Raw genomic sequence first — 22,952 nt, forward strand, 5'->3', positions numbered from 1 at the left:
AACCTGTGGGAGCGGGTTTACCCGCGAAGAGGCCGGTACAGGCGCCGTATTCCGGACAGGCAGACTAAGCTCTGTATCTCACCCCTGCACCGAGGTCCTCGCATGCCCCAGCCCTGGCCCGCTGTCGAAATCGCCCGGACGATCCTTGCCGGCTTCGACGACTACCGCGACCACTTCCAGCGCATCACCCTCGGTGCCCGCCAGCGCTTCGAGCAGGCGCGCTGGCAGGATATCCAGCGTGCCGCCGCCGCCCGTATCAATCTCTATGAAGAGAAGGTCGCCGAGGTCAACGGCTGGCTGCGCCAGAGCTTTGCCGAGGACGTGCTGCTGGATGTGGAGCAATGGCCGTTGGTGAAGAACGCCTATATCCACCTGATCGACCCAAGGCTGGACGACGAGCTGTCCGAGACCTGGTACAACTCGCTGTTCTGCAGCCTGTTCAGCCACGACCTGATCAGCGACGGCTGCATGTTCATCCACACCACCCGACCGTCCATGCGCAGCCGTGAGCGCGCCGCGCAAACCCGTACCTATCGGCCTGACGGTGGGCTCAAGGGCCTGCTGCGAGCGGTGTTCAGCGATTACCCGTTCGATGTGCCGTACGGCGACCTGGAGGGCGACCTGGTGCGCCTGGAGGATCAACTGCGCGACTGCCTGCCGGACTGGGTATGCAAGGACCCGACCTTGGCGTTGGAGCTGTTTGTGCCGGTGCTTTACCGCAACAAGGGTGCCTACCTGGTCGGCCGTCTGTTCAACAGCGATGAGCAATGGCCGCTGGTAATCCCGCTGCTGCACCGCGAAGGGCACGGTATCGAGGCCGATGCGCTGATCACCGACGAGGCCGAGGTGTCGATCATCTTTTCCTTCACCCGCTCGTACTTCATGGTCGATGTGCCGGTGCCGGCGGAGTTCGTCAACTTCCTCAAACGCATCTTGCCGGGCAAGCACATTGCCGAGCTGTATACCTCCATCGGTTTCTACAAGCATGGCAAGTCGGAGTTCTACCGGGCGCTGATCAACCACCTGGCCAGCAGCGACGACCGCTTCGTCATGGCGCCCGGGGTGCGCGGCATGGTCATGAGCGTGTTCACCCTGCCGGGCTTCAACACCGTGTTCAAGATCATCAAGGACCGTTTTTCACCGTCGAAGACGGTCGACCGTGCCACGGTGATAGACAAGTACCGGCTGGTGAAAAGCGTCGACCGCGTCGGGCGCATGGCCGATACCCAGGAGTTCGCCGATTTTCGATTCCCGCGCAGCAAGTTCGAGCCGGAATGCCTGGCCGAACTGCTGGAGGTGGCGCCATCGACCGTGGCGCTCGAGGGTGACACGGTGCTGATCCGCCACTGCTGGACCGAGCGGCGCATGACGCCGCTGAACCTGTACCTGGAACACGCCAGCGAGGGCCAGGTGCTGGAGGCCCTGGAGGATTACGGCCTGGCCATCAAGCAGTTGGCGGCGGCGAATATCTTCCCTGGCGACATGCTGCTGAAGAACTTTGGCGTAACCCGCCATGGCCGGGTGGTGTTCTATGACTATGACGAGATCAGCTTCCTGACCGAGGTGAACTTCCGCCATATCCCGCCGCCGCGTTACCCGGAGGACGAGATGTCGGGCGAGCCGTGGTACTCGATCGGGCCGCACGACGTGTTCCCCGAGGAGTTTCCGCCGTTCCTGTTTGCCGATATCGGCCAGCGGCGCTTGTTCAGCCGCCTGCATGGGGAGTTGTACGACGCGGATTACTGGAAGGGGCTGCAGGCGGCGATTCGTGACGGGAAGGTGATCGATGTGTTTCCGTATCGGCGCAAGGGGCGGTGACTGTGCTTTAACAGGCCTGGCCCCTTCGCGGGTAAACCCGCTCCCACAGGTACGGCACAGGATTCGAAACCAGTGAGGTCCCTGTGGGAGCGGGTTTACCCGCGAAAAGGCCAGGCCTGCTTTTCACCGTCACCCTTTCAAACACTTCAATTCACTGAAATCGGTACGCACCTTGCCCAACCGTTCCTGCAGGTACCGCCGCTGCTGCGGGGTACTCTGGTGCACCAGGTCCACCAGCAAGCTGCGCGCCTGCTGCTCGGTATTCTGATACGCCGCCCGGTATTCCGGCGTCCACAAACTCTCCTTGCGCTGCAACAACGTTGCCAGGCGCGGCTCGAAGCTGGCGTCGTTGCGCTGGTTCATCGCCAGCAGCAATTGCTGCTGCCAGTGCGCGCGGTTGGCGATCCATTCGCGGTTCTGGTCGCCCAGCGCCTGGGACCAGGCCTGCACGCGCTGCTTCTGTACCGCGGTCAGCTCGCCAAACCACGGCGTCAGGCGTTTCTCCATGCGTTCGGTACGGCGGGCTATCTGCTTGTCCAACGGCGTATCCACATACTTCTTCTGCCGTTCGCTGATGTCTTCGCGGAACGCCTCGCGCATCTCCGCCACCTGGGCATCGCTCATGCCGCGCAGCAGCTCGGTGGCCGAAGGGGTGATTTCCTCGGCTACCCGGCCAATCGCCTCGCGGGCTTCGCGGGTACGCTGCTGCAGGGATTGGTCGGTCACCTGGTCGTCGGCGACCATGCCGCGTACCCGGTCCAGCCAGTCGAGGTAACCAGGCAGTTGGGTCTTGCAATGCCAGGCCAGGTGCTCCCGCAGGCGGTCGTCAAGCATGGCCTTCTGCTCGCTGTTCATGGCCAGGTAGTCGCCTAGCGACCACGGCACCAGGCGGTCGAGGTTGCGGTAGGCCAGGTCGATACGGCTGCAGGCGGCCAAGGCCAGTGCGCAGCCGATGGCGACGAGCAGGGCTTTGGACAGGCGTAGCGGCATGGGCTGCTCCTTGCGGGTGCTTGCCCGTCGGTAGACGCAAGAGGGACGCTGACGGTTCCACTGCATCAGCGGTCGGGCGGCGCGCTGGCTTCAGGTGTAGAATAGCCGCCTTGTCTTGAGGAACATCGGAAATGGCTCTGCTTGGGCGTTACAACAGTTTGCAAATCGTGAAACACGTGGACTTCGGCCTGTACCTGGACGGCGGCGCCGACGGCGAGATCCTGCTGCCCGGGCGCTACATCCCGAAAAACGCCGAAACCGAAGTGGATGACTGGCTGAACGTGTTCATCTACCTGGACAGCGAAGACCAGTTGATCGCCACCACCGAGAAGCCCAAGGTGCAGGTTGGCGAGTTCGCCAGCCTCAAGGTCAAGGATATCAACGGTGCCGGCATCTTCCTCGACTGGGGCCTGTCCAAGGACCTGCTGATGCCGTACTCGGAAGAGGCGCGGCCGCTGAAGATCGGCGACTACTGCGTGGTGCACGTGTACCTCGACAAGCGCACCCGCCGCATCACCGCCACCTCACGCCTGGACCGTTATCTTGACCGCACCCCGGCGGACTACCAGGTGGGCCAGCCGGTCGAGCTGCTGGTGGCCGGCGAGACACCGATGGGCTTCAAGGCGATCATCAACAACCGCCACTGGGGCCTGATCCACAAGAACGAGGTGTTCAAGTTCCTGCGCTCGGGAATGCACGAGAAGGGCTTCATCAAGGAAGTGCGCGCGGACGGCAAGATCGCCTTGAGCTTGCAACCGGTGGGTGCTGCCCTGGCCGACAGCCTGCAGGAGCAGATCATGGCGCGCCTGGAGGCCGAAGGCGGGGTGCTGGGGGTGTGCGACAAGAGCGACCCGGCTCTGATCAGCAAGTTGTTCAACGTCAGCAAGGGCAACTTCAAGAAGGCCATTGGCGGGTTGTTCAAGCAGGGCCGCATCGTCATCCATGACGATCGCATCGAAAAGGCCTGATCAGGCCTGCACGAAGGTACGGAAGTCCAGCTGCTCGCCACCCGGGCGGGTGTCGCGCAGCAGCGAGTCGCGGTCGGCGCTGAGGGCCAGGCTGATGGTCGAGCGGCGCTTGCCGGGGTTGCGCACTTCCATCTGTTCCTGGTGAGCGCGCAGGAAGTTGGTCGGCACCTTCAGGTGCTGCAGCTCGTCGCTTTCCGGGGTGTGCAGCAGCAGGTTGACCCAGTCGGGCTGGCCCTTGCGCAGCAGCGCCACCGGCACCTCGAACCACCACAGGTTGCGCTTGCGGTCGAGGATGGCGAACAGGGTGTTGCTGCTGGTCAGCACCGGGCGGGCCAGTGCTTCGTTACGCCGGGCGATGGCGGCGGGTTTGTCGAGTTTCATGCAGGTTCCTGCGGGTTGACGCTATGAAGGCCTGCATTGTGAGGGGTGGCGGGTAGCGGGGGCAAGGTTTGCCAACCGCCTTGCCGCTCGGTTCGAAGGCGAAAAAACTGTTGGAACGCTTGGCGAAGGCGTCGGGTCCACCGACTGTCGGCACGGTCCACGTGCCCCCAATTGCAGGAGTTTTGCCATGAGCGGTACCAAAGACAAAGCGAAAGGCCTGGCCAACGAAGCGATCGGCAACGTCAAGCAGGGTGTCGGCAAAGTGACCGACAACGAGCGGCTGCGGGCCGAGGGCGAGGCGCAGGAGCTCAAGGGCGAGGGGCAACAGATCAAGGGCAACGTGAAGGACGCGGTGAAAAAGTCTTGATGTGAGTGGCCTGTCCCGGCCTTTTCGCGGGCATGCCCGCTCCCACAGGTACTGAACAGATTTCAAGCACTGTGCGGTACCTGTGGGAGCGGGCGTGCCCGCGAATAGGCCGCTACTGGCGTAAGCAAATTCTTGCAGCATGGCCGGGATCAGCACAGCAGCGGCATGGTCTATTAGACTTACCCGTGGTACCCACGAATCAAGCGGCGAAAGGAGACGCTATGATTTTCCCCGACCTGCGCGGCCTGCCCCTGCACCGCGTGCTGGTACGCACCGTCAAGGAATTCCTCGACGACGAGATGTCGACCTACGCTTCTGCACTGGCCTACCAGATGCTGTTCTCGTTGTTCCCGTTCCTGCTGTTCCTGATCGCCCTGATCGGTTTCCTGCACCTGCCGGACTTCTTCTCTTGGCTGCGCCTGCAATCGGAACTGGTGCTGCCACCCCAGGCGCTGGAGCAGGTCAACCCGGTGATCGACCAGTTGCAGCAGTCCAAGGGCGGGCTGCTGTCAGTAGGTATCGTGATTGCCTTGTGGACCGCATCGGCCGGTGTGCGCCTGATGATGAGCGCGATGAACGCCGCCTACGATGTGCCCGAGGGCCGCCCGGTGTGGAAGCGCATTCCGTTGTCGATCATCTATACCGTGGGCATTGCCGGCATGTTGCTTGTGGCAGCGGCGCTGATGGTGCTGGGCCCGCAGGTGATGGAGTGGATTGCCGCCCAGGTAGGCATGCAGGAGGTGATCGTCACGGTGTGGACCATCCTGCGCTGGCCGGCGATCATCATCCTGATGATGGTGGCGGTGGCGCTGATCTACTACGTGATGCCCGATGTCAAGCAGCAGTTCCGCTTCATCACCCCGGGTTCGGTGCTGGCGGTGGTGGTGTGGATCTTGGCGTCGCTGGGCTTTGCCTACTACGTGAAGACTTTTGCCGACTACAACGCCATGTACGGCAGTATCGGTGCAATCATCGTGCTATTGCTGTATTTCTATATCTCCGCTGCCGTTTTGCTGCTGGGCGCGGAGATGAACGCAGTGATCGAGCACATGTCGAGCGAGGGCAAGAACCCTGGCGAAAAGGACGTCGATGAGCACAAGCCCCGCGAAACCATTACCGTGCTGGGCCATGAGCACCCCGTTCCGAGCGAGCACCAATCTTCAGAGCCGAACCCCAGATGATCCGTGACATTCTCAAGATGGGCGACGAACGCCTGCTGCGCATCGCCCCGCCAGTGCCCGAGCACATGCTCGGCAGCGCCGAACTGCAGCAACTGATCGACGACATGTTCGAAACCATGCGCCATGTGGGCGGTGTCGGCCTGGCCGCACCGCAGATCGGCATCGACCTGCAACTGGTGATCTTCGGCTTCGAGCGCAGCGAGCGTTACCCGGATGCCGAACCGGTGCCGCAGACTATCCTGCTCAACCCGGTCATCACGCCCACATCCAGCGAGATCGAGGACGGTTGGGAAGGCTGCCTGTCGGTGCCCGGCCTGCGCGGCGTGGTGCCGCGTTTCAAGCACATCTGCTATGAAGGCATCGACCCCCAGGGCAACCCGATCAACCGTTTTGCCGACGGCTTCCATGCGCGGGTGGTGCAGCATGAATGCGACCACTTGATCGGCCGGCTTTACCCGTCACGCATCCAGGACTTTTCCCGGTTCGGCTACACCGAGGTGCTGTTCCCCGGGCTCGACGCCAGCGACGACTGACCCCGTTGCAGTGCCACCAGGCGTTTGCTGCGCTGGTAGCGCTGCAGGCGGCCAGCCAGGGTTTCCGGCAGTTGCAGAGCCATGTCGAAGCCCAGGCGCTGGTAGAAGGGCGCAAGGTCCGGGTGGCAGAACAGCCAAGTGGGCCCGCCAGCCTGCGCCAGCGCCGCCTCGACCAACCGCCCGGCCACGCCCTGGCTGCGCCGCTGCGGGTCGACGAACAACCCGGTCAGCCACAAGCCATCGCCCACCGGGCTCAGGCTCAGGCCCGCGATGATGCCGGGACCCCGCGCCACCCATAGCTCAGCGTCGCCCGCAGCACGCATGCGTGAGCCGTGCTGGCGGTAAAAGTGGTCCAGCAGCCGGCGTTCCGGGGCCGAAAGTTTCGAACAGTACAAATTTTCAGAAATTGCGCGCCCTGCCCTGAAAGGTGGCCAGAGGCTCTGGCCCGATGTTTTGCGGTGAACTTGTCGCAGATTGTTGCATATCTGGCAAGGGTGAATGTCCGAGTTCGGGGTTCAACTATTCCAGGCCGGGAGTAGACTTTTAGCCATCCCCACTGGCAGTACGAAGCGGGATCGGTACTTCGTGCCATCTTCACCGTAGATGGCAACTTCTCCGCGCCGGGCACGGCAATAGAAGTCAATCGATCAGCTTGAATGCTCAAAAGGCAAACTCACATGAAACCATTACTGATTCTTGCATTGGTCGGTATGTCCTCGTTCGCCCTCGCCGATGAGGCCAGACCCGTCTCCAGCGAGCCCGTCGCCCAGCAGTACGACTACTCCATGAACCTGGACATCAAGCGGGTGATCAACCTGTCGACCATCCCCAACGTCTGCGAAGTGGTACCTGCGACCATGACCTACGAAGACCACCAGGGCCAGGTGCACACCATCCAGTACCGGGCCATGGGTGAGGGGTGCCAGCAGGGTTGAGCCCGCCAAGGGCCTGCCACAGCATTTTCAGCGCCTGTGAGACCGAGCGCCGCCCGCGCGGCGCGCGGTCTCACAGGCGCCACATCACCCAAGGCATGCACCTTGTCGCCCCGACGCAATCCCCCCATATGCATTTCAAACCACAACCAACCCAGAATAATTTCCTCGACCTGTCGATTCCTCCGTCCCTCGTTCGACCATAGGTGAGAGCACGTTGCACCCCGTGCCCAATCACCCATGACCTGTCGGAGGAACCCCCGATGAGCACCGCAGCCGAAACCGAGATCCGCCAATTGATCGAGCGCTGGATGCAGGCCGTGCGCGATCGCGACATCCCCAACATCATCGCTCCCTATGCCGACGACATCGTCGCCTTCGATGCCATCCAGGCCCTGCAGTTCAAGGGCAAGGCAACCTACCAGGCGCACTGGGAAATGTGCATGGGCATGTGCCCCGGCCCCATGGTTTTCGAATACGCCGAACTCACCGTGCATGCCGCTGGCGACCTGGCCCTGGCGCACTGGCTGAACCGCTGTGGCCCCGCGGACAACGAAAGCCAGTGCGGCTTCATGCGCGCCACCGTGGGCTATCGTCGTCAAGGTGGCCAGTGGCAGGTAATCCACGAACACTGGTCGGCGCCATTCGACATGCAAACCCAGAAAGCCCTGTTCGATCTCAAGCCCTGAGCCGTTATCGCCAAACGCACTTTGCCAATGCCCTGGAGGCGACCATGAAATACCTGTGCCTGGTCTATTGTGACGAGGGGCTGTTGCACAGCCTGCCCGACAGCCCGGAAGACGCCGAATGCATGGCGTATGCCGAATCCATCCAAGGCTCTGGGCGAATGCTGGCGGCCGAGGCGCTGAAGCCGGTGCAGACCGCCACCACAGTGCGCATGCGCAACGGGCACATGAGCCTGACCGACGGCCCGTTCGCCGAGACCAAGGAGCAGTTGGCGGGCTTCTACCTGGTGGAAGCCCGCGACCTGAACGAGGCGCTGAACATCGCCAAGGGCATCCCCGCCGCGCGGGTCGGCAGTGTCGAGGTGCGACCGGTGCGCGAACTGCAACCCTGACAGCAATGGAGACTTCCCAGCATGAGCCTGGCACACCCCGCGCAAGTGCAACACGAGTTGTCCATCAGTCGCCTGATCGACGCACCGCCGTCCAAGGTGTTCCGCGCCTGGACCGACCCTCAGTGGCTGATGCAATGGTGGGGGCCGCACGGCATGACCACCCCGGAATGTGAGATGCAGTTGTGGATCGGTGGCCTGTTCCGCACCGTGATGCGGGCGCCGGATGGCAGCGATTACCCGAACCAGGGCGTATTCCTGGAGATTGCTGCGCCGCGACGGCTGGTGTTCACCGATGCCTTCGGCCCAGGCTGGGTGCCTTCGGACAAGGCGTTCATGACTGCCGTGATCAGTTTTGACGAGGAACAAGGCAAAACCCGCTACACCGCCCGCGCCTGGCACTGGAATGCCGCCGACTGCCGCGCCCATGAGGAAATGGGCTTCCACCAGGGTTGGGGAGAGAGCCTGGACCGCCTGGTGGAGGTGGTGACCCAGCGGATGCCCGACTGATGACGGCACTGGCGCAGGTGCGCGCCGAGGTCGAGGCGGTCTACCGGAGCGAGTCACGGCGCATCCTGGCGACGCTGATCCGCCTGCTGGGTGATTTCGACCTGGCCGAGGAGGCCATGCACGATGCCTTCTTCATCGCCGTCGAGCGCTGGCAGCGCGACGGTATCCCCGATAACCCGCGGGCGTGGCTGGTGTCCACCGGCCGCTTCAAGGCCATCGATGCGCTGCGCCGGCGCGCCCGGTTCGACCGTTCCCAGGCGGACCTGAGCATGCTGCTCGACGGCCAGGCGCAGGACCCCAGCGAAGAAGAGCTGCTGGCCGACGACCGCTTGCGGCTGATCTTCACCTGCTGCCACCCGGCCTTGTCCGCCGATGCCCAGGTGCCGCTGACCCTGCGTGAAGTCTGCGACCTGACCACCGAGCAGATCGCCCGTGCTTTCCTGCAGAGCCCGGCCACCATCGCCCAGCGTATCGTGCGCGCCAAGGCCAAGATCCGCGATGCCGGCATCCCTTATCAGGTGCCGGAGCTGAACGAACTGCCCGAGCGCCTGGAGAGTGTGCTGCGGGTGATCTACCTGGTGTTCAACGAGGGCTATTCGGCGTCGTCGGGCGAGGCGCTGTTGCAGCAGGAGCTGAGCGATGAAGCCATTCGCCTGGCGCGCCTGCTGGTGCAGTTGCTGCCCGACCCGGAGGCGGTCGGCCTGCTGGCCTTGATGTTGCTGCAGGCATCCCGGCAGCGGGCGCGTACCGATGGCCGGGGTAACCTGGTATTGCTCGAGCAGCAGGATCGTAGCCTGTGGGACCGGCAACGCATTGCCGAAGGTTGCGAACTGGTGCGCCAGGCCCTGCAAAGCCGGGCGTTCGGTGCCTATACCTTGCAGGCGGCGATTGCGGCGGTGCATGCCGAAGCGGCGACAGCCGAAGCGACCGACTGGGCGGAGATCGTCGGGCTGTATGACGTGCTGCAGCGGCATTGGCCGTCAGCTGTGGTTGAACTGAACAGGGCCGTGGCGCTGGCGAAGCGGGATGGGCCGGAGGTTGGCCTGCGGGAGGTCGAAGGGATTCTGGCGCGGGGAGAGTTGCTGGACTATCACCTGGCGCATGCGACGCGGGGTGAGCTGCATTACCAGCTGGGGCATATGGAAGAGGCCCGGGCGGCCTGGCGGCAGGCGCTGGCGTTGACCCGGCAGGAACCGGAGCGCAGGCATATCGAGCGGCGGTTGCAGGCTATCGAATGATGTTGGCTGCGCCGGCCTCTTCGCGGGTAAACCCGCTCCCACAGGATTGCGTCACGGCTTGATGCTGTGAGGTCCATGTGGGAGCGGGTTTACCCGCGAAAGGGCCGGTACTGCCTGCATCAATCTTCAGCTAGCCACAAAGTTCGGCGGCGACACCAGCTCGACGGTCTGCTGCTTGCGCGGTGCCAGGATCTCGGCCTCACCCTGGACCACCAGCTCATCGTTCTGGTTGTACACATTGGTGGCGATGCGCACCTTGAACTTGGGCAGCTTCTCCAGGATTTCCAGGCGCACGGTCAGGGTATCGCCAATTTTCACCGGCTTCTGGAAGCTCATTTGCTGGCCCAGGTAGATGGTGCCAGGGCCAGGCAGGGTGCAGGCCACTGCAGCACTGATCAGCGCGCCGCTGAACATGCCGTGGGCGATGCGCTCGCGGAACATGCTCTTGGCAGCGAACTCGGCGTCCAGGTGTACCGGGTTGTGGTCACCGGACATCGCGGCGAACAACTGGATGTCGCGTTCTTCGACGGACTTCTTGTACTCGGCCTTCTGGCCGACTTCGAGGGCTTCGTAAGGCGTGTTGGTGACCTGGGACATCGGGGCTTCCTTAAGCGGTAGGCGAGGGCGGCTATCATTCACTGCGCACAGGGCGGCCAAGAGCCAGCGCCTGTTCAAGCCAGCCGAGAATATCGGCGGTGACCTCGTTACGGTTGGTTTCGTTGAGTACTTCGTGCCGCGCCTCAGGATAGACGCGCAGCTGTACATGTCGATTGCCGGTCGCGCGCAAAGCGTCGGCCAGGTGGGTGAGACGCTTGCCGGCGCTGACCGGATCACATTCACCACCTATCACCAGCAGCGGCAGGTTAGGATCGATCTGCGCGAGATTACTCGGCTGGCTGATCTGCGCCAAGCCTTGCAGCAGGTCAAGCCACAACTGGTTGCTGCAGCGAAAGCCGCAGAGCGGGTCGTTGACGTACAGGTCGACCTGCGCCGGGTCGCGGCTGAGCCAGTCGAACGCCGTGCGGTTGGGCTTGAAGGCCTTGTTGAACGAGCCGAACGACAACCACTCTATGAGCGCGCTCTTTCCCAGCGGCCCTTGGCGCCAGGCCTCCAGCCGGGCAATCAGGCGCGCCACACAGTAGAGCGCTGCCGGCTGGTAGTTGGAACCACTAAGGATCGCCCCGTGCAGGCTGCCACTGTGGTGCAGCAGGTAGGCCTGGGCGATGTAGCTGCCCATGCTGTGGCCGAACAGGAACAGCGGCGTGCACGGGTATTGCTGGCCGATGTGCTGGGCCAGCAGCCCGATGTCGTTGACCACGGCATTCCAGCCATGATGGCGGGCGAACAGGCCGAGGCTGCCCAGCTCGGCCGTGCGTCCATGGCCGCGCTGGTCGGGGGCGAACAGGGCGAAGCCGGCCTCGCTCAAGGCATGGCCCAGGTGCTGGTAGCGCCCGGCGTGCTCGGCCATGCCATGGGCCAGCAGCACCACGGCTTTTACCGGTGTGGCCGGCAACCATTGGTGCACATACAGGCTGCAGTGCTCGCTGGCGGGTAGCCAGAAGGCGTCGTGAGGCATGGCGGGTCCTTGTGCGCACAGGTACCCGAACAGTGTATGCACAACCGACCGGATTGCAGGAAGGGCACAAATAAGATTCACAATGTTAATGGCGGCACTTGGCGTATATGCCACCTTGGTCTTACCTGCTAACGTCGGATCAACGCCTTTTCGCTTTCGGGCGGGCAGGTGAAAGGATTACAGGACTCACAGCAGGTCCAGGCAGAGGAACAATAATAAATGCAAGCCGACTTCTGGAATGACAAGCGCCCGGCGGGCGTGCCTTCCACCATCGACATCAATGCCTACACCTCGGTCGTCGAGGTGTTCGAGCGCTCCTGCAAACGCTTCGCCGACCGCCCGGCCTTCAGCAATTTGGGCGTGACCCTGACCTACGCGGACCTGGAACGCCATTCGGCGGCCTTCGCCGCCTGGCTGCAGCAGCACACCGACCTCAAGCCGGGCGACCGCATCGCGGTGCAGATGCCCAATGTGCTGCAATACCCCATCGCTGTGTTCGGTGCCCTGCGCGCTGGCCTGATCGTGGTCAACACCAACCCGCTGTATACCGAGCGCGAGATGCGCCACCAGTTCAAGGACAGCGGCGCGCGTGCGCTGGTGTACCTGAACATGTTCGGCAAGCGCGTGCAGGAGGTGTTGCCCGATACCGGCATCGAGTACCTGATCGAGGCGAGGATGGGCGACCTGCTACCCACCGCCAAGGGCTGGCTGGTCAACACCGTGGTCGACAAGGTCAAGAAGATGGTGCCGGCCTACCAGCTGCCCCAGGCTGTGTCGTTCAAGCAGGTGCTGCGCCAGGGCCGCGAGCTGTCGCACAAGCCGGTGCCGCTCAGCCTGGACGACACTGCCGTGCTGCAATACACCGGTGGCACCACCGGCCTGGCCAAGGGCGCCATGCTCACCCACGGCAACCTGGTGGCCAACATGCTGCAGGTGCTGGCCTGCTTCTCGCAGCACGGGCCGGACGGGCAGAAGCTGATCAAGGACGGCCAGGAGGTGATGATCGCGCCGTTGCCGCTTTACCACATCTATGCGTTTACCGCGAATTGCATGTGCATGATGGTCACCGGCAACCACAACGTGCTGATCACCAACCCGCGTGATATTTCCGGCTTCATCAAGGAGCTGGGCAAATGGCGTTTCTCCGCCTTGCTGGGCCTGAACACGCTGTTCGTCGCACTGATGGACCACCCGGGCTTCCGCCAGCTCGACTTTTCGGCGCTGAAGGTCACCAACTCCGGCGGCACCGCACTGGTCAAGGCCACCGCCGAACGCTGGGAGGCGCTTACCGGTTGCCGCATCGTCGAAGGCTACGGCCTGACCGAAACCTCGCCGGTGGCCAGCACCAACCCCTATGGCCAGCTGGCGCGTCTGGGTACGGTGGGCATCCCGGTGGCGGGCACCGCCTTCAAGGTGATCGACGATGGCGGCAACGAGCTGCCGCTGGGCGAGCGGGGCGAGCTGTGCATCAAGGGCCCGCAGGTGATGAAAGGCTACTGGCAGCAGCCCGAGGCCACGGCCCAGGCCCTGGATGCGGAGGGCTGGTTCAAGACCGGCGACATCGCGGTGATCGACCCGGACGGCTTCACCCGCATTGTCGACCGCAAGAAGGACATGATCATCGTCTCGGGTTTCAACGTGTACCCCAACGAGATCGAGGATGTGGTGATGGGCCATCCCAAGGTCGCCAACTGCGCGGCCATCGGCGTACCGGACGAGCGCTCCGGCGAGGCGGTGAAGCTGTTCGTTGTGCCGCGCGAGGGCGGGCTGAGCGTGGATGAGCTGAAGGCCTACTGCAAGGCCAACTTCACCGGCTACAAGGTGCCCAAGCACATCGTGCTGCGCGAGTCGTTGCCGATGACGCCGGTGGGCAAGATCCTGCGGCGGGAGCTGCGCGACATAGCTTGATACCGGGTTGGCTTCTTCGCGGGTGAACCCGCTCCTACACCGTCCAGTGTAGGAGCGGGTTCACCCGCGAATGCCTTAAAGCCGCTCTAACAGGCTGATCACAGCCCGATCTGCGACATTTTGGATAATTACTCTAAAAATGACCTGTATTGTTCATTGAGTCATTTTTATGACCGTGAGGCCTATTTTGGCCTCTAGGCGACCCCAGGCAAAGCTGTTACTCTCGGCCCGCTTTCAGATGATCCGGTTTGCAACGAGCCGTCATCCCATATCAATAATAAGCGCATCGACGCGTGAATCGAACTTCGCTGTTGCTGAAGGAGTGGGCTTCCATGATCGAAAATTTTTGGAAGGATAAGTACCCAGCCGGGATTACGGCGGAAATCAATCCTGACGAATTCCCCAATATCCAGGCGGTACTCAAGCAATCCTGCCAACGCTTTGCCGACAAACCGGCCTTTAGCAACCTGGGCAAGACTATCACTTATGGCGAGCTGTATGCGCTGTCGGGAGCGTTTGCCGCCTGGTTGCAGCAGCATACCGACCTCAAGCCGGGTGACCGCATTGCCGTGCAGCTGCCTAACGTACTGCAATACCCGGTAGCGGTATTCGGTGCCATGCGTGCCGGGCTGATCGTGGTCAACACCAACCCGCTGTACACCGCACGGGAAATGGAACACCAGTTCAACGACTCCGGCGCCAAGGCCTTGGTGTGCCTGGCCAACATGGCCCACCTGGCCGAGAAGGTAGTGCCCAAGACCCAGGTCAGGCACGTCATCGTCACCGAAGTGGCCGACCTGCTGCCGCCGCTCAAGCGCCTGCTGATCAACAGCGTGATCAAGTACGTGAAGAAGATGGTGCCGGCCTACAACCTGCCGCGTGCCGTACGCTTCAACGACGCTCTGGCGCAGGGCAAGGGCCAGCCGGTGACCGAGGCCAACCCGCAGGCCAACGACGTGGCGGTGCTGCAGTACACCGGTGGCACCACCGGCGTGGCCAAGGGCGCGATGCTTACCCACCGCAACCTTGTGGCCAACATGCTGCAGTGCCGGGCGCTGATGGGCTCCAACCTGCATGAAGGCTGCGAAATCCTCATCACCCCGCTGCCGCTGTACCACATCTACGCCTTTACCTTCCATTGCATGGCAATGATGCTGATCGGCAACCACAACGTGCTGATCAGCAACCCGCGTGACCTGCCAGCCATGGTCAAGGAACTGGGCAAGTGGAAGTTCAGCGGCTTCGTCGGCCTCAACACCCTGTTCGTTGCCTTGTGCAACAACGAGGCGTTCCGTGCCCTGGACTTTTCGGCGCTGAAGATCACCCTTTCTGGCGGCATGGCCCTGCAACTGAGCGTGGCCGAGCGCTGGAAGGCCGTGACCGGCTGCGCCATCTGCGAAGGCTATGGCATGACCGAGACCAGCCCGGTGGCTGCGGTGAACCCGGCTGAGGCCAACCAGGTCGGCACCATCGGTATTCCGGTGCCGTCCACCCTGTGCAAGGTCATCGACGACAACGGCAACGAGCTGCCGCTGGGCGAGGTGGGCGAGTTGTGCGTCAAGGGCCCGCAGGTGATGAAGGGCTACTGGCAGCGTGAGGAGGCCACTGCCGAGATCCTCGACAGCGATGGCTGGCTGAAGACCGGCGACATCGCCGTGATCCAGCCGGATGGTTACATGCGCATCGTCGACCGCAAGAAGGACATGATCCTGGTCTCGGGCTTCAACGTTTACCCCAACGAGCTGGAGGATGTGCTGGCGGCCCTGCCGGGCGTGCTTCAGTGCGCGGCCATCGGCGTGCCGGACGAGAAGTCCGGTGAAGTGATCAAGGTGTTCATCGTGGTCAAGCCGGGCATGACCCTGACCAAGGAACAGGTAATGGAGCACATGCGCGCCAACGTTACCGGCTACAAGGTACCGCGCCAGATCGAGTTCCGCGACGCGCTGCCGACCACCAACGTGGGCAAGATCCTGCGCCGTGAGCTGCGTGATGAAGAGCTGAAGAAGCAGGGCCTGAAGAAGATCGCCTGATCTTCTGAATCTCTGCTGGCTTTACCGACCTCTTCGCGGGTAAACCCGCTCCCACAGGTTCTGTGCAACTCTCAAGGGTTGTGCAATACCTGTGGGAGCGGGTTTACCCGCGAAGAGGCCGGTAAAATCAGCGCAATTTCTCCAGCATCTGGTAATACCACATCCCTGCCGCCAACAGCGGGTTCCCCAGCAGTTCCCCCATTGGCACCCGCACATGCTTGCACTGGGCAAAGGTGTCGAACTTCTCCAGCGTCCCGGTCAACGCCTCGGCCATGATCTCGCCCATGATGTGGCTGGTGGCAATGCCGTGCCCCGAATAACCCTGGCAATACCAAACGTTGTCCGACAGCTTGCCCAGCTGCGGGATGCGGTTGACCACGATGCCCATGGCGCAGCTCCACTGGAACTCGATCGGCACGCCTTTCAACGCCGGGAAGGTGCGCTCGATGCACGGGCGCAGTTCGCCTTCGATATCCCGTGAATCACGGCCGGAATAGTTGGCGCCACCGCCAAACAGCAGACGCTTGTCGGCGGTCAGCCGGTAGTAGTCGAGGACGAAGCGGCAGTCGTACACCGCCAGGTCCTGCGGGTTGATCTGTTCGGCCAGTTCCCCCAGCGGTGCGGTAGTGACGATGCCGCCCATGGCCGGGAAGATCTTGCCCTTGAGCTGGCGCTTTTCCAGTTTGTGGTACACATCGCCGGCCAGCATCACCTGGCGCGCCTCGACCCGCCCGTGGGCAGTGACTACCGCCGGGCGCGGGCCGTGGACGATGTCCAGCACTTCGGAGTTTTCGAAAATCAGCGCCCCCAGGCCATGGGCGGCACGGGCCTCGCCCAGGCACAGGTTGAGCGGGTGCAGGTGCAGGTTGCGCAGGTTTTTCAGCGCGCCCAGGTACAGCGGGCTTTGCAGGTGCTCGGCCACGCCATCGCGGTCCAGCAGTTGCACCTGCTCGCCCATGCCGCGCCGCCGGGCCTCGGCTTCGAATGCGCGCAGCTCGTCCATGTGCGAGGGCTTCATGGCCGCGTGCAGGTGGCCGCGCTTGAGGTCGCAGTCGATGTTGTAGCGTGCCACGCGCTGCTCGATCACCTGGTGCCCGCGCCAGCGCAAGTGCCAGATGAAGTCATCGACCTCGGCACCCAGGCGGTTGCGCATCTGCGTGCGCATGGCTTCGTCGCCCGACAGGCTGCCGGTGACCTGGCCGCCGTTGCGCCCGCTGGCACCCCAGCCGATGCGGTTGGTTTCGACGATGGCCACCTTCAGGCCACGCTCGGCCAGCTCCACCGCCGTGGCCACGCCGGTGAAACCGCCGCCGATGATCGCCACATCCACTTGTACCGTGCCCTTGAGCTGCGGGTACTCGGTGTGGTCGTTGAGGGTGGCGCTGTAGTAGGACGGCGCGCGTTGCGCCGGCCCTTTGTTCAATGCTGCATTCATGGGTGTTCCTTGTTATCCGGGGATCAGGCCTGGTGCAGGTACCAGCGCCAGTCCTGCTCACTGACTTCGGCCATGAACTGGCGGTACTCGGCGCGCTTGACCTTCAGGTATACGCCAAGGAAGTCCTCGCCCAGTGCTTCGCGAGCCCAGCTCGAATGCTGCAGGGCGTCGAGGGCAGTCAGCCAGTCGGTGGGCAGGTGTTCGGTGGCCTGGGCATAGCCATTGCCTTCCACCGGTGCCCCCGGGTCCAGCTGTTGGCGAATGCCCCAGTGGCTGGCGGCAAGGATCGCCGCAGCGGCCAGGTAGGGGTTGGCATCGGCGCCGCAGATGCGGTGCTCCACGTGCCGGCTGTTGGCCGGACCGCCCGGTATGCGCAGGCTCACGGTGCGGTTGTCGACGCCCCAGGTTGGCGCCAGCGGGGCATAGCTGTTGGCCTGGAAGCGGCGGAACGAGTTGGCGTTGGGGCAGAACAGCAGCAGCGAGTCGCGCAGGTGTCGCAGCATGCCTGCCACGGCCTGGCGCAGCAGCGGGGTACCGGCTTTGTCTTCACTGGCGAACAGGTTGTTGCCGGCGCTGTCGGCCAGGCTCAGGTGCATGTGCATGCCGGTGCCGGCCAGTTGCGCGAACGGCTTGGCCATGAAGCAGGCCTGCATGCCATGGGCATGGGCAATGCCTTTGACCAGGCGCTTGTAGCGCACGGCCTGGTCCATCGCCTGCAGAGCGTCGCCGTGCTCGAGGGTGATTTCCACCTGGCCGGGGGCGTATTCCGAAATCGCCGTGCGCGCCGGGATGCCCTGGGCCTTGCAGGCGGCGTAGAGGTCGGCAAGGAACGGCTCGATCTGCTCCAGTTCGCGCAGGCCATACACCTGGGTGGTGCGTGGGCGGCCGCCGTCATTGTCCAGTGCCGGTTGCGGGCGGCCCTGGGCATCAGGTTGCTGGTCCAGCAGGTAGAACTCCAGCTCGCAGGCCATCACCGGATGGTAGCCGTCGGCCTTCAACGCCTCGATGGTACGCAGCAGCACATGGCGCGGGTCGGCGATGCTGGCTGGCAGGCCCTCGTTCGGGTGCATGCTCACCTGCACCGCGGCGGTCGGCACCCGGCGCCAGGGCAGGCGCACCAGGCTGCCTTCAAGCGGGTAGGCGCGGCAGTCGATATCGCCCACGTCCCACACCAGGCCGGAGTTTTCCACGTCGTCGCCGTTCAGGGTCAGGCCGAGAATGGTGCTGGGCAGCGGCCGGCCGGTCTGGTACACGGCCAACAGTTCGTCGCGGTGCAGCAGCTTGCCGCGCGGCACGCCATTGGCGTCGAGGATGAACAGTTCGAACAGTTCGATATCGGGGTTGTCGGCCAGAAAACGGCTGGCCTGCTCTACAGGTGCAAAGTGCATGATGGATTCGCTCACGGGCGCACGGGCCACCGCGCATGCTGGCGGCCCGGCTGAGTCAAACGGCCGGAAGACGGCCGGGTCTGGTCACAACGGCGTGAGCGAGAAATCCGGTGGGCGTGCGTGACGGCAGTGCCACAGGGCCCAGAAGGCGAGGATGATGTGGACCAGCGGATTCTCACCGGCACGGCGCCGGGCCTTCGCTTGCGAAGGGCGGGACGACGGTGGGGCGATGGGCTGGACGGGAGTCATGCCTTTGATACTCACATGCGGCGTAAGGTTGATTAAAGCAGTGAATGGCAACCTTTACATCGCACCTGGCTAAACATTTGTGCCGTTGCACCTGGCCTCTTCGCGGGTAAACCCGCTCCTACAGGATTGCATCAAGGCTGGGTGTTGTGCGGTCCCTGTAGGAGCGGGTTTACCCGCGAAGAGGCCGTCACAGGCAGCAGAGAACCGGCAAATCTGCGACAATCGCCCAACTTTCCGAATGCCGATCATGAAAAAGCAGGCCCACCTGCATCACTAAAAAGCCCCATGACTGACCACGCCATCGACAAACTGCTGCAAAACCTCGACCACGCCATGATCGCCGACCGCCATCGCCTGCGCCGGCAATTGCACGAACTGCGCAAGCGCCCCGACGAGGCGAAGCTGGCGCAGTGGGTGGAAAAGGTCCAGGCGTCCTGCGCCCAGGTCACCGCGCGCCAGCAGAGCGTGCCGACCGTGCGCTACGACGACAGCCTGCCAATCGCTGCCAAGCGTGACGAAATCAAGAAGGCCCTGGCCGAGCACCAGGTGCTGGTTATCGCCGGCGAAACCGGCTCGGGCAAGACCACCCAGTTGCCGAAGATCTGTCTCGAACTGGGCCGTGGCAGCCATGGCCTGATCGCCCACACCCAGCCACGCCGGATCGCCGCCCGCAGCGTTGCCGCGCGGGTCGCCGAAGAACTGGGCACGCCGCTGGGCGGGCTGGTCGGCTACCAGGTGCGTTTCGAAGACCAGAGCGACGCCAACACCCTGGTCAAGCTGATGACCGACGGCATCCTGCTGGCCGAAACCCAACACGACCGTTTCCTCGAGCGCTACGACACGATCATCGTCGACGAGGCCCACGAGCGCAGCCTCAACATCGACTTCCTGCTCGGCTACCTGAAGACCCTGCTGCACCGGCGCCCGGACCTGAAGCTGATCATCACCTCGGCGACCATCGACCTGGAGCGCTTCTCCAAACACTTCGACGGCGCGCCGATCATCGAGGTGTCCGGGCGTACTTTCCCGGTGGAAACCTGGTACCGCCCGCTAACCAGCGAGCAGGACGAGGAGGGCAACCAGATCGAGGACGACCTCACCGTCGACCAGGCCATCCTCGCCACGCTGGACGAGTTGGCGCACCACGAGCGGAGTGAGGGCAAGGGCCCCGGCGATGTGCTGATCTTCCTGCCGGGCGAGCGCGAGATCCGTGATGCCGCCGAGATCTTGCGCAAGGCGCAACTGCGCCACACCGAGATCCTGCCGTTGTACGCGCGCCTGTCGCCGGCCGAGCAGCAGCGCATCTTCCAGCCACACACCGGGCGCCGTGTGGTGCTGGCCACCAACGTTGCGGAAACCTCGCTGACCGTGCCGGGCATCCGCTACGTGATCGATACCGGTACCGCACGCATCAGCCGCTACAGCTACCGCGCCAAGGTGCAGCGCCTGCCCATCGAGGCCGTGTCGCAGGCCAGTGCCAACCAGCGCAAGGGCCGCTGCGGCCGGGTCGAGCCGGGTATCTGCGTGCGCCTGTACAGCGAAGAGGATTTCAACAGCCGGCCGGCGTTCACCGACCCGGAGATCCTGCGCACCAACCTGGCGGCAGTGATCCTGCAGATGCTGCACCTGCGCCTGGGCGCAATCGACGCCTTCCCGTTCATCGAGCCGCCGGATGGCAAGGCCATCAGCGATGGTTTCAACCTGCTGCAGGAGCTGTCGGCGGTCAATCGCGAAAACCAGCTGACGCCGATCGGTCGCCAACTGGCGCGCCTGCCGATCGACCCGCGGCTGGGCCGCATGCTGCTCGAAGGCGCCCGCCTGGGCAGCCTGCAGGAAGTGCTGATCGTCACCAGTGCGCTGTCGGTGCAAGACCCGCGCGAACGCCCGCCGGAGCGCCAGCAGGCCGCCGACCAGGCGCACGCGCAATGGAAGGACGTGGATTCCGACTTCGCCGCGCTGGTCAACCTGTGGCGTGGCTTCGAGGAACAGCGCCAGGCGTTGACCGCCAACCCGCTGCGCAACTGGTGCCGCAAGAACTTCCTGAACTACCTGCGCCTGCGCGAATGGCGCGATGCCCATCGCCAGCTGGCACTGATCTGCCGTGACCTGCAGCTGACAGTGAACAAGGACCCGTCCGACTACCCGAAAATGCACAAGGCCATTCTCAGTGGCCTGCTCAGCCAGATCGGCCAGAAGACCGAAGAGGGCGACTACCAGGGCGCCCGCCAGCGGCGCTTCTGGGTGCACCCGTCGTCGGGCCTGGGGCGCAAGCGCCCACAGTGGGTGATGGCGGCCGAACTGGTCGAAACCACCAAGCTGTACGCCCGCATGGTGGCCAGGATCGAGCCGGACTGGATCGAGCCGCTGGCCGGCCACCTGGTCAAGAAGAACCACTTCGAACCGCATTGGGAGAAGAAGCGCGGGCAGGTCGTGGCCTACGAGCAGATCACTCTGTACGGGCTGATCCTGGTCGGCCGTCGGCCGGTGCATTTCGGCCCGATCGACCCGGTCACCTCGCGCGAGCTGTTCATCCGCGAAGGCCTGGTGGGTGGCGAAATCCAGTCGCGGGCCAAGTGCCTGGCGGCCAATAAGCGCTTGCTGGAAGAGCTCGACGAGCTGGAGGCCAAGGCCCGTCGCCGTGACATCCTGGCCGACGAAGAGACGCTATATGCCTTCTACGAAGCGCGTCTGCCGGCGGAAATCCACCAGACGGCGACCTTCGACAGCTGGTACCGCATGGGCAGCCAGAAGGACGCCAACCTGCTGATCATGCGCGAGGAAGACGTGCTGGCCCGTGAGGCCAGCGAGGTCACCGCCGCGCAGTACCCCGACAGCCTGCAGGTGGGCGAACTGCGCCTGCCGCTGAGTTACCACTTCGAGCCCGGGCACCCCCGCGATGGCGTGACCGTGCGGGTACCGGCGCCGCTGCTGCCGAGCTTGCCGGGTGAGCGCCTGGAATGGCTTGTGCCCGGCCTGCTGGAAGCCAAGTGCGTGGCGCTGGTGCGCAACCTGCCCAAGGCGCTGCGCAAGAACTTTGTGCCGGTGCCGGACTTCGTCAAGGCCTCGCTGGCGCGCATGACCTTCGGCCAGGGCGCATTGCCGCAGGCCCTGGGCCAGGAACTGCTGCGCATGACCGGCGCCCGTGTGCCCGACGAGGCATGGGACGAGTCGGTCAACCTGGTCGAAGGCCACCTGCGCATGAACATCGAAGTGGTCGATGGCCAGGGCAAGTTTCTGGGTGAAGGTCGCGACCTGGCCGAGCTGACCGCGCGCTTTGCAGCAGCCAGCCAGGCAGCGTTGGCCGTGCCGCGTGACGCCAAGAGCGAGCAGCCGGTGCAGGCCAAGGCTTTCAGCGAGGTGAAGCAGACCGCGCAGCAGAAGATCGCCGGCCTGTCGATGACTGTGTACCCGGCACTGGTGGAAGAGGGCGGCACCGTGCGCGAAGGGCGCTTCTCGACCCAGGCCGAGGCCGAATTCCAGCACCGCCGCGCCTTGCAGCGCCTGTTGCTGCAGCAGCTGGCCGAGCCGGCCAAGTACCTGCGCGGCAAGCTGCCGGGGCTGACCGAGCTGGGCCTGCTGTACCGTGAAATGGGCCGGGTCGAGGCGCTGGTCGAGGACATTTTGCTGGCCAGCCTGGACAGCTGCATCCTTGAAGGCGAACAGCCGCTGCCACGCGATGGGGCGGCCCTGGCTGGCCTGGCCGAGCGCAAGCGCGGCAGCTGGGCCGAGCATGCCGAGCGCCTGGCACGGCAGACCCTGGAAGTGCTGAAGCTGTGGCATGGGCTGCAGAAGCGCTTCAAGGGCAAGATCGACCTGAGCCAGGCAGTGGCGCTTAACGATATCAAGCAACAGCTCGGCAACCTGGTGTACTCAGGCTTCGTGCGTGAAACCCCCGGGGCCTGGTTCAAGGAGCTGCCGCGTTACCTCAAGGCGGTGGAACTGCGCCTGGAGAAGCTGGGTTCGCAGGTGCAGAAGGACCGGGTGTGGAGCGGTGAGCTGGCCAACCTGTGGGCGCAGTACAAGGCACGTGCCGACAAGCATGCCCAGGAAGGCAAGCGTGATGAGCAACTGACGGTGTACCGCTGGTGGCTGGAGGAATATCGGGTTTCGCTGTTTGCCCAGCAATTGGGGACCAAGGTGCCGATTTCCGACAAGCGATTGAGCAAGCAATGGAGCCAGGTGGAGGGCTAAACTTCCGCAGTTGTGGCAATATTGATGCAATTTGGGGCCACCTGGCGGCCCCTTCGCGGGTAAACCCGCTCCCACAGGTACAGCAGTGTCCTCGGGAGCGGCGCAACCCCTGTGGGAGCGGGCGTGCCCGCGAACGAGGGCGCAGCCCTCGCCTATAAATTGGTACTAAAGTGCCATTAACC

At 63.8% G+C, this 22,952-nt stretch carries 20 protein-coding genes; 13 read left to right on the forward strand and 7 right to left on the reverse strand.

Annotation, left to right across the window (positions count from 1 at the left end):
• The first annotated feature begins 102 nt into the window (after nt 1–102).
• Nucleotides 103–1,818 carry a bifunctional isocitrate dehydrogenase kinase/phosphatase gene (gene aceK / locus MJ643_RS09500; protein WP_013973730.1) on the forward strand — a complete coding sequence of 572 codons (1,716 nt, stop codon included), beginning with the start codon at nt 103–105 and terminating at the stop codon, nt 1,816–1,818.
• Nucleotides 1,819–1,947: 129 nt separating this feature from the next.
• Here aceK and MJ643_RS09505 read toward each other — a convergent pair whose 3' ends face one another.
• Nucleotides 1,948–2,808: a DUF6279 family lipoprotein gene (locus MJ643_RS09505; protein ID WP_013973729.1), complete on the reverse strand. Its 861-nt coding sequence runs from the start codon at nt 2,806–2,808 to the stop codon at nt 1,948–1,950.
• A 131-nt stretch (nt 2,809–2,939) separates the two neighbouring features.
• On the opposite strand from MJ643_RS09505, the gene MJ643_RS09510 reads away from it, so the two are divergent.
• A complete protein-coding gene (locus MJ643_RS09510; protein ID WP_013973728.1) occupies nt 2,940–3,776 on the forward strand; it encodes a S1-like domain-containing RNA-binding protein in 837 nt (278 codons plus the stop codon).
• Here MJ643_RS09510 and MJ643_RS09515 read toward each other — a convergent pair whose 3' ends face one another.
• Entirely contained in the window at nt 3,777–4,157 is a 381-nt protein-coding gene (locus MJ643_RS09515) for a hypothetical protein (RefSeq protein WP_013973727.1), read from the reverse strand.
• 187 nt (nt 4,158–4,344) lie between these two features.
• Here MJ643_RS09515 and MJ643_RS09520 point away from each other — a divergent pair, with 187 nt between their 5' ends.
• The 3 genes from MJ643_RS09520 to def all read left to right on the forward strand — a co-directional run bounded on the left by MJ643_RS09520 (nt 4,345) and on the right by def (nt 6,238).
• The gene (locus tag MJ643_RS09520; protein WP_013973726.1) at nt 4,345–4,524 is read left to right on the forward strand and encodes a CsbD family protein; all 180 of its coding nucleotides are present in this window, start codon (nt 4,345–4,347) and stop codon (nt 4,522–4,524) included.
• A 221-nt stretch (nt 4,525–4,745) separates the two neighbouring features.
• Nucleotides 4,746–5,705, forward strand: coding sequence for a YihY/virulence factor BrkB family protein (locus tag MJ643_RS09525; RefSeq protein ID WP_013973725.1), 960 nt, complete (start codon nt 4,746–4,748; stop codon nt 5,703–5,705).
• On the forward strand, nt 5,702–6,238 hold the full coding sequence (gene def / locus MJ643_RS09530) for a peptide deformylase (RefSeq protein WP_013973724.1): 537 nt from the start codon (nt 5,702–5,704) through the stop codon (nt 6,236–6,238). Before MJ643_RS09525 ends, def begins: the two co-directional genes overlap by 4 nt.
• On the opposite strand, the gene MJ643_RS09535 is transcribed toward def, so the two are convergent.
• On the reverse strand, nt 6,193–6,561 hold the full coding sequence (locus MJ643_RS09535) for a GNAT family N-acetyltransferase (RefSeq protein ID WP_015271317.1): 369 nt from the start codon (nt 6,559–6,561) through the stop codon (nt 6,193–6,195). The two genes, def and MJ643_RS09535, sit on opposite strands and share 46 nt — an antisense overlap.
• Before the next feature lie 354 nt (nt 6,562–6,915).
• On the opposite strand from MJ643_RS09535, the gene MJ643_RS09540 reads away from it, so the two are divergent.
• The 5 genes from MJ643_RS09540 to MJ643_RS09560 all read left to right on the forward strand — a co-directional run bounded on the left by MJ643_RS09540 (nt 6,916) and on the right by MJ643_RS09560 (nt 9,993).
• Nucleotides 6,916–7,173, forward strand: coding sequence for a DUF2790 domain-containing protein (locus MJ643_RS09540; RefSeq protein ID WP_004375752.1), 258 nt, complete (start codon nt 6,916–6,918; stop codon nt 7,171–7,173).
• 260 nt (nt 7,174–7,433) lie between these two features.
• On the forward strand, nt 7,434–7,859 hold the full coding sequence (locus tag MJ643_RS09545) for a nuclear transport factor 2 family protein (protein ID WP_013973722.1): 426 nt from the start codon (nt 7,434–7,436) through the stop codon (nt 7,857–7,859).
• A 44-nt stretch (nt 7,860–7,903) separates the two neighbouring features.
• Complete coding sequence (locus MJ643_RS09550; RefSeq protein WP_013973721.1) at nt 7,904–8,248, forward strand: YciI family protein; 345 nt, start codon at nt 7,904–7,906, stop codon at nt 8,246–8,248.
• A gap of 21 nt (nt 8,249–8,269) precedes the next feature.
• On the forward strand, nt 8,270–8,755 hold the full coding sequence (locus tag MJ643_RS09555; protein ID WP_013973720.1) for an SRPBCC family protein: 486 nt from the start codon (nt 8,270–8,272) through the stop codon (nt 8,753–8,755).
• Nucleotides 8,755–9,993 carry an RNA polymerase sigma factor gene (locus tag MJ643_RS09560; protein WP_023661921.1) on the forward strand — a complete coding sequence of 413 codons (1,239 nt, stop codon included), beginning with the start codon at nt 8,755–8,757 and terminating at the stop codon, nt 9,991–9,993. Before MJ643_RS09555 ends, MJ643_RS09560 begins: the two co-directional genes overlap by 1 nt.
• 126 nt (nt 9,994–10,119) lie before the next feature.
• Here the strand turns inward: MJ643_RS09560 and MJ643_RS09565 are convergent, their stop codons facing one another.
• Both MJ643_RS09565 and MJ643_RS09570 read right to left on the reverse strand, forming a co-directional pair.
• Entirely contained in the window at nt 10,120–10,590 is a 471-nt protein-coding gene (locus tag MJ643_RS09565; RefSeq protein WP_012273633.1) for a MaoC family dehydratase, read from the reverse strand.
• Nucleotides 10,591–10,624: 34 nt separating this feature from the next.
• Nucleotides 10,625–11,569, reverse strand: coding sequence for an alpha/beta hydrolase (locus tag MJ643_RS09570; protein ID WP_013973718.1), 945 nt, complete (start codon nt 11,567–11,569; stop codon nt 10,625–10,627).
• Nucleotides 11,570–11,788: 219 nt separating this feature from the next.
• Here MJ643_RS09570 and fadD2 point away from each other — a divergent pair, with 219 nt between their 5' ends.
• Both fadD2 and fadD1 read left to right on the forward strand, forming a co-directional pair.
• Nucleotides 11,789–13,477, forward strand: a complete 1,689-nt coding sequence (fadD2, locus tag MJ643_RS09575; protein WP_013973717.1) for a long-chain-fatty-acid--CoA ligase FadD2 — start codon at nt 11,789–11,791, stop codon at nt 13,475–13,477.
• Nucleotides 13,478–13,809: 332 nt separating this feature from the next.
• Nucleotides 13,810–15,507 carry a long-chain-fatty-acid--CoA ligase FadD1 gene (fadD1, locus tag MJ643_RS09580; RefSeq protein ID WP_023663600.1) on the forward strand — a complete coding sequence of 566 codons (1,698 nt, stop codon included), beginning with the start codon at nt 13,810–13,812 and terminating at the stop codon, nt 15,505–15,507.
• Between the two features lie 127 nt (nt 15,508–15,634).
• Here the strand turns inward: fadD1 and MJ643_RS09585 are convergent, their stop codons facing one another.
• Both MJ643_RS09585 and MJ643_RS09590 read right to left on the reverse strand, forming a co-directional pair.
• Entirely contained in the window at nt 15,635–16,942 is a 1,308-nt protein-coding gene (locus tag MJ643_RS09585) for an FAD-binding oxidoreductase (RefSeq protein WP_013973715.1), read from the reverse strand.
• A gap of 23 nt (nt 16,943–16,965) precedes the next feature.
• Nucleotides 16,966–18,330 (reverse strand): glutamine synthetase family protein, encoded by a 1,365-nt coding sequence (locus tag MJ643_RS09590; RefSeq protein WP_024087557.1) that lies wholly within the window; start codon nt 18,328–18,330, stop codon nt 16,966–16,968.
• Between the two features lie 534 nt (nt 18,331–18,864).
• On the opposite strand from MJ643_RS09590, the gene hrpA reads away from it, so the two are divergent.
• Nucleotides 18,865–22,770 (forward strand): ATP-dependent RNA helicase HrpA, encoded by a 3,906-nt coding sequence (gene hrpA, locus MJ643_RS09595; protein ID WP_013973713.1) that lies wholly within the window; start codon nt 18,865–18,867, stop codon nt 22,768–22,770.
• Nucleotides 22,771–22,952: the final 182 nt, after the last annotated feature.

This window comes from Pseudomonas sp. PNPG3, assembly GCF_023093815.1.
In the GTDB taxonomy this organism is placed as follows: Bacteria; Pseudomonadota; Gammaproteobacteria; order Pseudomonadales; family Pseudomonadaceae; genus Aquipseudomonas; species Aquipseudomonas asiatica.